This is a genomic window from Bremerella cremea, assembly GCF_039541315.1.
Taxonomy (GTDB): Bacteria; Planctomycetota; Planctomycetia; order Pirellulales; family Pirellulaceae; genus Bremerella; species Bremerella cremea.
Genome location: NZ_BAABFZ010000005.1, coordinates 801,165 through 812,966, shown reverse-complemented (window position 1 = coordinate 812,966; position 11,802 = coordinate 801,165). Strand labels below are relative to the sequence as shown.

Annotated in this window: 8 protein-coding genes; all 8 read left to right on the top strand. The window is 56.1% G+C overall.

Annotated features, from left to right (window positions below; genetic code table 11):
* The first annotated feature begins 11 nt into the window (after positions 1 to 11).
* The 8 genes from ccoG to ABD890_RS20120 all read left to right on the top strand — a co-directional run bounded on the left by ccoG (position 12) and on the right by ABD890_RS20120 (position 11,726).
* Positions 12 to 1,400, top strand: coding sequence for a cytochrome c oxidase accessory protein CcoG (gene ccoG, locus ABD890_RS20155; protein ID WP_345093947.1), 1,389 nt, complete (start codon positions 12 to 14; stop codon positions 1,398 to 1,400).
* Positions 1,379 to 1,621, top strand: coding sequence for a FixH family protein (locus tag ABD890_RS20150; RefSeq protein ID WP_345093945.1), 243 nt, complete (start codon positions 1,379 to 1,381; stop codon positions 1,619 to 1,621). Before ccoG ends, ABD890_RS20150 begins: the two co-directional genes overlap by 22 nt.
* Before the next feature lie 3 nt (positions 1,622 to 1,624).
* The gene (locus ABD890_RS20145; protein ID WP_345093941.1) at positions 1,625 to 2,410 is read left to right on the top strand and encodes a sulfite exporter TauE/SafE family protein; all 786 of its coding nucleotides are present in this window, start codon (positions 1,625 to 1,627) and stop codon (positions 2,408 to 2,410) included.
* A gap of 9 nt (positions 2,411 to 2,419) precedes the next feature.
* Positions 2,420 to 4,936, top strand: a complete 2,517-nt coding sequence (locus tag ABD890_RS20140) for a heavy metal translocating P-type ATPase (protein ID WP_345093939.1) — start codon at positions 2,420 to 2,422, stop codon at positions 4,934 to 4,936.
* The gene (gene ccoS, locus ABD890_RS20135) at positions 4,933 to 5,100 is read left to right on the top strand and encodes a cbb3-type cytochrome oxidase assembly protein CcoS (RefSeq protein ID WP_345093937.1); all 168 of its coding nucleotides are present in this window, start codon (positions 4,933 to 4,935) and stop codon (positions 5,098 to 5,100) included. The genes ABD890_RS20140 and ccoS overlap by 4 nt, the downstream gene beginning before the upstream one ends.
* 234 nt (positions 5,101 to 5,334) lie before the next feature.
* Entirely contained in the window at positions 5,335 to 6,360 is a 1,026-nt protein-coding gene (locus ABD890_RS20130; protein ID WP_345093935.1) for a glycosyltransferase family 2 protein, read from the top strand.
* Between the two features lie 700 nt (positions 6,361 to 7,060).
* Entirely contained in the window at positions 7,061 to 8,236 is a 1,176-nt protein-coding gene (locus tag ABD890_RS20125; protein WP_345093933.1) for an efflux RND transporter periplasmic adaptor subunit, read from the top strand.
* A gap of 13 nt (positions 8,237 to 8,249) precedes the next feature.
* Entirely contained in the window at positions 8,250 to 11,726 is a 3,477-nt protein-coding gene (locus ABD890_RS20120) for an efflux RND transporter permease subunit (RefSeq protein ID WP_345093931.1), read from the top strand.
* Positions 11,727 to 11,802: the final 76 nt, after the last annotated feature.

The window sequence follows — 11,802 nt, the reverse complement described above, 5'->3', positions numbered from 1 at the left end:
GGTAACCAGTCATGAGCGACGAACTGTTAACCCCTGACGAGCATGTGCTTTCCACGTTAGAGTCGGACGGTTCGCGCCGTTGGCTCTTCCCGCGAGTTTCGTTGGGGAAGTATTGGCATGCTCGTCGGATTGTCGGCTTCGCGTTGATTGCCATCTTCGTGGCGATCCCGCATGTGCGACTGAATAACAAGCCGCTCGTGCTGCTCGATATCACAGAACGGCAGTTCACGATTTTCGGCTACACGTTCTTACCCAGCGATACGTTGCTGTTGGCGTTGTTGATGATCAGTGTCTTTCTGACCATCTTCCTGCTGACGGCGCTGCTGGGACGCGTGTGGTGCGGATGGGCTTGCCCGCAGACGGTTTACCTGGAGTTCGTTTATCGCCCGATCGAACGGTTCTTCATGGGAACCTCCGGCCGCGGCGGCGTTCCCAGCAAAAGCGTGCCGGCCTATCGCAAGGTGGCGATGTACGCAGTGTACCTAGTGCTGTCGATGGCGTTGGCCCATACGTTTCTGGCGTACTTCGTTGGAACCGATCGGCTTCGCCAATGGGTGACTCAGTCGCCGTTCGAGCATCCTGGACCGTTCATCGTGATGGCTCTGACGACGGGCCTGATGATGTTTGACTTTGTGTTCTTCCGCGAGCAGCTTTGCCTGATTGCTTGCCCTTACGGACGCTTTCAATCGGTGCTGCTCGATCGCAATTCGCTGATCGTGGCATACGACCACGTCCGAGGTGAACCACGCGGCAAGCGGAAGCAAGGGCAAGAGTTGCCAATCGTGGAAGAGCCGCAAGGTGACTGCATCGATTGCAAGTTGTGCGTGCGAACATGTCCAACCGGGATCGACATTCGCGATGGGCTGCAAATGGAATGTGTCCACTGCACCCAGTGCGTCGACGCCTGCGACGAGATTATGACCCGCATCAACAAGCCGACCGGCCTGATTCGTTATTCGAGCCAAGAGGCGATCGAGACGGGCGTGCAGCGATTCCTGCGGCCACGCGTTTTCATCTACCCCACACTGCTGGCGATCGTCGTTTCGATCCTGGCGTACAACATCATCAATAAGAAGTCGTTCGATGTGACCCTCATACGTGGTTTCGGCTTGCCTTACTCGGTGAATGATGCCGGCCAGATCGAAAATCGATTGCAGGTGAAGCTGGTGAATCGTCTGGAAGAAGAGGACACATTTCAGATGGTGCTCGAGCCGAACATCCTGCAGTTGGATGGAAACGGCCCCACCACGATCGCCGCAGGAGCTTCGGAAACGATCTCGTTCGTGGTGATCGCGGAGCGGAAAGATTTCGTGGTCGGCAAGATTCCGGCCACGCTCAAAATAACTAGCGAAAAGACCCAAGACGAACGGAGTATCCAATGTCGAATATTCGGTCCCTAGAACCGACCGCTGAGGATTCCGACGAAGTTTGGAAAGAACAGTGGTCGCACCTGGTGTGGGTGGGAATGATCGTTGGCCTGTTGGTGCTGCAGATCGTGATGTCGGTGACGGCAGCGATCATCGCGACCAATTCGCATTCTAACGACATCGTGCCGGACTATTATCAAAAGGCACTACATTACGACGAGCTTCACGCGACGTCGGCAATCAAGGAGTCGTAGCCGATGGAGGTGATTTCGATTGCTCTGGTGATTCTCACTGCCAGCCTGGTCGGCAGCGGGCACTGCGTTGGCATGTGCGGCCCGTTCGCTATCCTTGCAAGTCGTGGCGAATCGCAGGGCAAATGGATGTCGCTGGTCTCGCTAGGGGGCTACCACCTCGGACGACTGCTCACGTACGTCGTTCTGGGAACGGTCGCCGGGGCGGCAGGTTCCCTGGTTGATCTGGGAGGCGACTTCCTGGGTTGGCAGCGACTGGCGGCATGGATCACCGGATTTGCGATGATCGGCTACGGCTTCATCGCTTTGCTGCGACTGTCGAAAGTCGGATCGGTTCACTTTGGCCTGCCCACTTATCTCGGAAATTTGGTGCAGCGGCTGTATCGTGTGAGTGGGCGTTTTCAAGGAATGTCGCGGTCGTTTGCCATTGGTGGCGTGACCGCTTTGCTGCCGTGTGGCTGGCTGTATGCGTTCCTGCTGATTGCCCTCGGAACCTCGCATCCGCTCCATGGAGCTGGCGTGATGCTGGTGTTCTGGGCGGGAACCGTGCCGCTGCTTTCGCTGTTTGAAATTGGCGTGCACTGGCTGACCGATCGCTGGAAGCGTTGGATTCCAACGGCCACCGCACTGCTGCTGATCGTTAGCGGGTTTTTCACCATCTCGGTACGGGCGCATGCGGTCTTCGATTCGATCGATCATGACCTGGCCGGACAAATCAACACGGTCGAGGCTGTCAACAAGGCCAGCGAGACGCCTCTCCCGTGTTGCCATTGCCAATCGGCGTGTGATTGAGGCACGACGATGAGCACCGCCCAAACCAAAGCGATGTCTTTCTCAAACCAGGTGGCCTGTACCCACTGCGGCCAGCCCGTCCCGGGCCACTTGGTGCGGAAAGAATATGACGAGCAGTTCTGCTGCCATGGCTGCGAGACTGCCTATCGCATCGTGCAAGAGGATCAGGATCTGTTCGATTCGATCCAGCAGCGACGTAGCGAAAACGACGCATCGTTGTTCAGCGGGCACGACTATGGCTTCCTCGATCATGAGAGCTTTCAGGAGGCCAACTGTCAGCCAATTGGCGACGGGCTGGTTCGTACTAAGTTTCTTCTGGGCGGAGTCGTTTGTGCGAGCTGCGTGTTCGCGATCGAGAAGCTGCCTCGCTTTCTGCCAGGCGTGGTGTCGGCCCGGATGAACTTGACGTCGTCGACCGCGACGATCGACTGGCAGCCTGATGCGATTGCTTTGTCAGAGGTCGCTCGAACGCTTGACCGACTTGGCTATCCGCCTCATCCAGTGGTCGAAGATGAACTGGAAGCTTTGCAGCGGCAAGAGTCGCGCCGGCAGTTGATCCGCCTGGCCGTGGCTGGGGCATGTGCCGGCAACACGATGCTGATTGCGGTCGCGTTGTACTTTGGGCTGTTCACCGGCATGGACAGCGAATTCTTCCATCTCTTTCGTTGGACGAGTGCAGGCCTGGCGATGGTCTGCCTCGTCTGGCCGGGACGCGTCTTCTTTCATGGTGCCTGGCAAGCCGTCCGAGCCGGAGTTCCGCATATGGATCTGCCGGTGGCTTTAGGTTTGGCGGCCGGGGCGACGATGGGGTTCGTGAACACCATTTTGCAGCGCGGCGAGATCTACTTCGACTCGCTAACAGTGCTGGTGTTTTTGTTATTGGTGGGGCGTTATCTGCAATATGTGCAACAGCGTCGAGCGATCCAGCAGATTTCGTTGCTGCGATCGATGCTGCCTCGATCGGTGACGCGACTTTTGGAAACGAATGTCAACGCCGCGACCGAATGCGTTCCACTCGAAGCGATTCGCGTCAGCGACTGGATCCATGTACGGGCTGGGGATGTCATCCCGGTAGACGGGATTGTCATGCATGGATCGTCGCTGATCGACCAGGCGATACTTACCGGCGAGTCGAATGGAATCCCGACGACGACCGGTGATCGCGTGCTGAGCGGGGCGACCAACCTCGCCGGACCGATCATTGTTCAAGCTCAGTCGATCGGGGCACAAACTCGGCTCGGTCAGATCGCAGAACTGGTCGAAGAGGGAGTTCGTGGCAAGGCTCCGATCGTTCAGTTCGCTAACCGCATCGGCGGTTACTTCGTGGCGATCGTGCTGACCTTGGCAGCGATCACGATCGTGTGTTGGGCCCCGTTCGGCATTGAAGCCGCCATCAATCACGCGATGGCTTTGTTGATTGTCGCGTGCCCGTGCGCTTTGGGACTGGCAACGCCACTGACGGTGGCAATCGCCCAGGGACGTGCAGGTGCGAAGGGAATCTTGGTGAAATCGGGCGATGTGTTCGAGTACCTGGCCCGGCCTGGCGTGATCTGGCTCGACAAAACCGGAACGTTAACCGAAGGACGAATGCATCTGATCGAGTTCTTCGGCGATACGACGGTCGCTCCAGCCATCGAAGCGTTAGAACGCCAGATCGTGCATCCCATTGCTGAGGCCCTGGTCCGCGATTTGGCAGTTCCAGCCGACGAGCGAATCTCAGCGACCAGGGTTACCGATGTCGAAACTCTTCCCGGCATCGGTGTGCAGGGTTGGATCGATGGCGAACGAATCTCGGTCGGTTCGAGCCAAATGATTGCCGAGGCCAACTTGTTCATCGGCGAATCGCTTGAACATCGTCTAGCCGTTTTGATCGAGGCAGGGGACACCGCCGTGGTGATTGCCCGCCAGTCCGAGGTGGCCGCGGTCTGCTCGCTAGGAGATCGTGTCCGTATCGATGCCAAGCAGACAATTGCCTCGCTGGAAGAGCAAGGCTGGACGGTGGGCATCTTATCCGGCGATCATCAACAAGCGGCATTGCGGATCGGTCAAGCAATCGGGATCGCGCCGCAGCGGATCCTGGGGGGATTATCCCCAGAGGACAAGCTGCGTCAGATTCAGAAGTCGAACCCATCGCAAACCGTGGTGATGGTCGGAGACGGCGTGAACGACAGCGCCGCACTGGCCGCGGCCTCGGTCGGGATTGCGGTGAAGGGGGGAGCGGAAGTCAGTTTGAAGGCGGCGAGTGTCTATCTGAATCGACCAGGCACACTGCCAATTCTGGAGATCATCACCGGTTCGCGAAAGACGGTCCGAGCGATCCGACGCAGCTTTGCCGTTTCGCTGGGATATAACGGAATCGCCGTTTTGCTGTCGATGTGCGGCTTGATCAATCCGATCGTGGCTGCCATCTTGATGCCGATAAGTTCTTTGTCGGTCTTGGCAATCTCGGCATCGAGTGGCGCGTTCCGTCAGCGTCTCACGAAGGAACAGCCGGTCAACCTTCAGGTGCAAAAGGTCGTGTCATGAGCGTCGTTTTCATCGCCCTTCCCATCGCATTGCTGCTGGCTGGCCTGGCCGTCTGGGGATTCATCTGGTCGGTGAAGCAGGGACAATACGACGATCTGGAAACCCCGGCCGTGCGGATGTTGCAAGATGACGATCCGCCGCACAACAAGCCACATTCGTCTTAAATCGCTGGTTTCAGGTCGATTGGCGGAGAACCCTCTATCAAGAATTCGCGGTTTGCTGCGCGGATCTTAATATTCGTACCTTACGATGTGGGATTGTCTATCCATTCCGCCGTCTTAGATGTTTGCGATGTCGCAGGTTGCTGAAGAGATCGAAGTCCTAAATTGCTCCTCGGGTTGGGGCGATTCTGTTGGCAGGCGTTTCCAGGCAACGATTCTCGGCAGAGGTTTCGCCGCATGAACGGGCCCCGTCTGCACACCTCTGTCGCACTCTGCACCTACAACGGCGAGCGGTTTTTGCCGACTCAGTTGGAAAGTATTGCCCGGCAAACGATCGTTCCGGACGAACTGATCATTTGCGACGACGGTTCAACCGATGCGACCGCCGACATCGTCGCCGACTTCCAACGCCAGGCTCCGTTTACCGTGCGTTGGATTCGCAACCCGCAAAATCTTGGTTCGACAGCGAACTTCGAGCAAGCGATGCAGGCCTGTTCGCACCCGGTGATCTTTCTTTGCGACCAAGACGACCGATGGCGAGAGGACAAAGTAGAACGGATGCTCGAGGCGTTGAATCAGCATCCGGAGGCGGGGTTTGCGTTCTCGAATGCCCGGATCGTGGACGAAGCTGGCGAGCCACGCGGATTCCGTGCCTGGGATTCGTTGCCGCGACTTTTGCCGGAAGGGAAGCAGCTTGCCGCCGTCGAGTTGTTCCCGCGATTGCTCAAGCAATGCGTGGTCACTGGCGCTGCGATGGTGATCCGTCGTGACTGTTTGAAAGGGTTTTGTCCCATTCCTCGCGACTGGGTTCACGATGCCTGGATGGCGATCGTACTGAGCGCCTGGATGCCGAGCGTGGCGATCGATGACGATCTGATCGACTACCGAGTGCACGCCAGTCAGCAGATTGGGTTGCGTCGACCTTCTGGGTTTCCACTCAGCTTGGGCCCGCTGGGGAGCAAGCTCCGGGCAAAAGGACTTTCAGGCACGAGGTCCAGTGAGGTCGAGCGGCTGCAGAAAATGGCTCGACAATTCGCCCAGGTCAAAGAGCATCTGCAAACCGTTGACGCTCCAGAACTGACTGCGGTGTTGGCTGAACGCCTGACCGATTTAGACGAAGCTGCGGAGCACTATCGAACGCGGCATCAGATCAAAGCGACTGGTCGGCAGGTCGCGAAGGTGTTCGGCGAGCTGCGAGCCGGGCGTTATCATCGCTTCTCGCTCGGCTATCTGACGGCCGTTCGCGATCTGGCGGGATTCTAGCTGTTTCGCCTGAATGCCCGTTCGGCGTAGCCGCTAAGAACGCTTAGGTCTCTGCTACTCATTCGGTTGCAGCAGTCGCGTCGAGCATTCCGTACGAAGTGTCGTGTGGGTCGTCTTCCGCCGAGCGGCTTGCCGCAGGGAAGACCATCTTCAGTAAGCAGTTGATAGACAACTCCATAGGCAAAACTAGAATTCTCGGAACTACGTCGGCAGTACCTGCCTTCGAAGCGTCGCCACTGCCATCATGGACGCCGCCGCTGCGAATCCCGAACGAGTGGGTCGGTGGAGCGAACGCATCTCAAGACGACCTGCGAACGTTCTGCCACTGTGGCAGCTCGAAAGGGGCGAAGGTCGCCAATATTCGTTCTCACCCTTCGGTATAACGTGAAGCGTCTGCCTGGGTGATCTTCGATGGATAGGCACCGGAAGCGAACCCTAAGGTGGACAACTGCTGGCGATGAGAAGCTTTAAATTGCTGTTACAGGCCCGTTAAGAGCGAGGCCCCAGCGATTTGTTGTAAAATCCTGGATTGATTCTTACACCCCCCAATGGGCTGTAAATCAAGCAAAACCTGTGTGGATCGGCGTGAGTCGGGTTTTCTCTAAGGGCTCCTTCGGGAACAATAGATGCAACCCCACCGATCTATATTCAATCTCTCCTTGCCAGTCTTCCTGGCTTTACAGAGGTCGGTAAGAACAACATGAAATTCTCAGCCACTGCAGCCATTTTGTTGGCGCTGGCTTCCGTTGCGCTCGTGGGCTGCACTTCTCCCGCCGAGTCGCATGAGGAATCCCACGGCCACGAAGAGGCCCACTCGGAGGCTCATGAAGAGTCTCACGGTGGATCGGGGCATCATGCCCACAAGATCTTGGTGACCAGTCCCATCGAAAAAGATGTGATCACCACGCAGCAATACGTCTGCCAGATCCATTCTTGCAAGCATATCGAGGTCCGCGCCCTGGAGGGTGGTTATCTCGAAGAAATTCGCGTTAACGAAGGGCAGGCGGTCAAGAAAGGGGATCTGATGTTCAAGATCGTCCCGACCCTCTACCAGGCACGCTTGGACTCGGAAATCGCGGAAGCCAACCGGACCGAAATCGAGCTGCAAAACGCGCAGAACCTGGCTGATAAAGGCATTGTTTCGCCCCAGGAATTGGCTCTGAAGAAAGCCGAATTGGCCAAAGCGAAAGCCAAAGTTGCCCTGGCCCAGGCGGAGTTGAACTTCACCGACGTGAAGGCCCCTTTCGACGGAATCGTCGACCGCCAGCACACGCAGCTGGGTAGCTTGATCGAAGAAGGGGACGTCCTGACGACCTTCTCGGACAACAGCCTGATGTGGGTTTACTTCAACGTGCCGGAATCTCGCTACCTGGAATACAAGGCGGATCTGGACGCCGCCGGTTCGAGTGGCTCTAGCGAAGAACATCTGCAAATCGAATTGAAGCTGGCTAACGGCAAGATCTTTCCGCAACCTGGGAAAATCGGTGCGATCGAAGCCGACTTCAACAATACGACCGGTAACATCGCCTTCCGTGCCGACTTCCCGAACCCCAGTGGTTTGCTGCGAAACGGCCAGACCGGGACCATCCTGATCCATCGCACGCTGCCAGGTGCCGTGGTCATTCCACAGCGGGCGACGTTCGAGATCCTGGCGAAGCGGTACGCGTTTGTGGTTGATGACGAAGGGGTCGTTCATCAACGCGAAATCGATATTCGGAACGAGCAGGAAGACATCTTCGTGCTCGCCGGCGGTTTGAAAGCAGGGGAAAAGATTATCCTCGAAGGTATTCGACAGGTGCGCGATGGCGACAAGATCGAATACGAATTTCGTTCTCCCGAAGAAGTTCTTGGCAACCTCAAGTACCACGCGGAATAGGGAGAAATAGCACATGTTTTCGAAATTCTTACATCGCCCTGCGCTAGCTATTGTGATTTCGCTGCTCATCCTATTCATGGGTGGGCTGGCCATCACGGCTTTGCCGATCTCTCAGTTCCCTTCTGTCGCGCCTCCGAGTGTGGTGGTTTCCGTTTCGTTCCCGGGTGCGAGTGCCAAGATTTTGGTTGACTCGACGCTCGTGATTCTGGAACGAGCCATCAACGGTGTGCCTGACATGCGTTACATGACGTCAGCTGCCACCAGTGCTGGTGAAGCGACGATCATGATCACGTTCGAGCCGGGAACCGACCCGAACATTGCGGTGTTAAATGTGAACAACCGCATTCAGATGGTGAAGAACCAACTGCCGCCGATCGTGGAACGCGAAGGCATCATCGTTATGCAAAACATGACGAGCATGCTGATGTACGTGAATGTGTACAGTAAAGATCCGAATCACGATCAGAACTTTCTGTACAACTATGTGAGCGTTAACGTTCTGCCGGAAATTCAACGTATTCGAGGCGTGGGCCGCGCGACCATTCTGGGTAACCGTGCCTACGCCATGCGTATCGAGTTAGATCTCGATCGAATGCGAGCCTACAACGTTTCGTCCGCTGACGTGATGGAGGCGGTGAAAGAGCAGAGTATGATCGGTTCTCCCGGTCGACTCGGCCAGGCAACCGGTACCACATCGCAAACGATCGAATACGTGCTCACTTGGGTGGGGCGATTCAATAAACCAGAGCAGTACGAGAACATCATCCTGCGGGCAAACCCCAACGGCGAAATCTTAAGAATCAAGGATGTCGCCAAAGTCGACCTGGGTTCTTCTTTCTACGACCTTTATTCCGACATCGACGGCGATCCATCGGCATCGATTGTGCTCAAGCAGATTCCCGGTTCGAACGCCGCTGAGGTGATCGAGGCGGTGAAAGAGAAACTGCGAGAAATCAAGGCCGAATCGTTCCCGCCGGGGATGGATTACGCCATTAGCTACGACGTGTCGAACTTTTTGGATGCGTCGATTGAAAAGGTGCTTCACACCCTGTTTGAAGCGTTCATCCTTGTTTCGATTGTGGTGTACCTCTTTCTAGGCGACTTCCGCAGTACGCTCATTCCGACGTTGGCAGTGCCGGTGTCGTTGATTGGGACGTTCTTCTTCATGAGCATGTTCGGGATGTCGATTAACCTCATTACCTTGTTCGCCCTGGTGTTGGCGATCGGTGTGGTGGTCGACGACGCGATCGTGGTGGTGGAAGCGGTCCACGCGAAGATGCACGAGCAACATTTATCACCGTACGCGGCTACTAAAGAAGTGGTCGGTGAAATCAGCGGTGCTATTATCGCGATCACGCTGGTGATGACTTCGGTGTTCATTCCAGTGACCTTCATGCCAGGTGCGGTGGGTGTGTTTTATCGACAGTTCGCGCTGACGATGGCCATGTCGATTGTTCTTTCCGGTGTGGTTGCGTTGACGTTGACCCCTGTGCTGTGCGCAATGATCTTGAAGCCGCATGGCTACCAGAAGCAAAAGGGGTTGGTTGGTTTGACCAATCGCGGCTTGAAAGCGATGGCCGGCAAGCAGGTGCATATTGCCCGGCTGTTGCTGTCGATCGTGCTTGGTCTGGCGGTGGGCGTCGGCGTGTACTTTTTGCTGCATGTCGAGCTGATCGAGGAGGTGATCGCGGAGCAGGTCGAATTGACCCACGAACGCACGCTGATCGTTGCCGGCATCGTGGCAGTGTTGATGATCTTCACGTTCCGATCGGTTTTCTCAGGGGCAGAGCCTGGCGAGAAGAAGATCCGTGGACCACTTGGGATTTTCATCTACTACTTCGATCAAGCGGTGGAAAAGACCATTTCAGCCTACGTGGCAATCGTCAGTCGCATTGTGACGCGGCGATTGGTCACGATGGTGGTGATTGGTGTGTTTAGCTACGGCATTTTGGTGGTCAACCAGGTGCTTCCGTCTGGGTTTATTCCTCTGGAAGACCAGGGCGTTATTTACGGGATTATTCAGACACCGCCAGGTTCGACGCTCGAGTACACCAACAAGAAGTCGCACGAACTGCAGGCCATCTGTGAAGAGTTTGACGAGATCACTTCGGTGACCTCGCTGGCTGGTTACGAAATTCTGACCGAAGGTCGAGGGTCGAACGCCGGTACTTGTTTGATCAACTTGAAGCCTTGGGCCGATCGAGAACTGACCTCGAAAGAGTTGATCGAACGACTGGAAGAGAAGGGCCGCGAGATCTCGGACGTGAAGCTCGAGTTCTTCGAGCCGCCAGCCGTGCCGGGCTTTGGTGCCGCCGGTGGTTTCTCGCTCTGTTTGCTCGATAAGACGAACAGTGGCGACTACGAAACCTTCGGTACCGTGACCGAAAACTTCCTGGCCGAGCTTGAAAAGCGGAAGGAGTTGAAGGGTCTGTTTACCTTCTTCGCCAGTAACTATCCGCAGTACGAGATCATCATCGACAACGACGTTGCGATGCAGAAAGGTGTCTCGATTTCGGACGCGATGGAAAACTTGTCGATCGTGGTGGGTAGTACCTGGGAACAGGGCTTCATCCGCTTCGGCCAGTTCTACAAGGTTTACGTTCAAGCTGCTCCCGAATTCCGGCGTTATCCCGAGGATTTGGAGAACATGTTCGTCAAGAACGACGAGGGGGAAATGGTTCCATACTCGGCGTTCATGAAGATCGAGAAGAAGCAGGGGATGAACGAAATCAACCGCTACAACCTCTATACGACGGCCATCATTCAGGGTGCACCGGCGACTGGGTTTAGTAGTGGTCAGGCCATCGCAGCCATTCAGGAAGTTGCTAAAGAGACGCTTCCTCACGGGTACGACATCGGCTGGCAGGGCTTGGCGTACGACGAAGCGAGCAAGGGGAACACGGCAATCTACATCTTCGCGATTGTGGTGATGTTTGTGTACCTGGTGCTGGTCGGTCAGTACGAGAGCTTTCTGCTGCCATTGGCAGTGATCGTCTCGCTTCCGGTCGGTTTGTTTGGTTCGTTCCTCATGCTCAAAGGCATGGGACTCTCCAACGACGTGTATTGTCAGATTGGTCTCGTGATGCTGGTCGGTCTGTTAGGTAAGAACGCGATTCTGATTATCGAGTTCGCCGTTCAGCGACGACATGAAGGGCTGAGCATCAAGGATGCGGCCATCGAAGGTGGTAAGCTCCGTTTCCGCCCGATCGTGATGACCTCGTTCGCGTTTATCGCTGGTCTGATTCCGCTGGTGCGTGCGACAGGTCCTGGTGCCATTGGTAACCAGACCATCGGTACCACGGCGGTCGGCGGTATGTTGATGGGCACGCTGATTGGTGTCTTCGTGATTCCGGGTCTGTATTACCTGTTCGCGAAAATATCGGACGGACGTAAGCTCATCAAAGACGAGCACGACGATCCGTTGAGCGAACTCTTCGAACGCGACGAATCGCACGGACATGGTCATGACCATGGACATGGTCACGCGTAAGATCGTGGCAGTTCGATAACGGGAATCTTTGCCGGTTCGTCACAACAAGTACAACCGGCAAAGATTAACATCCGGA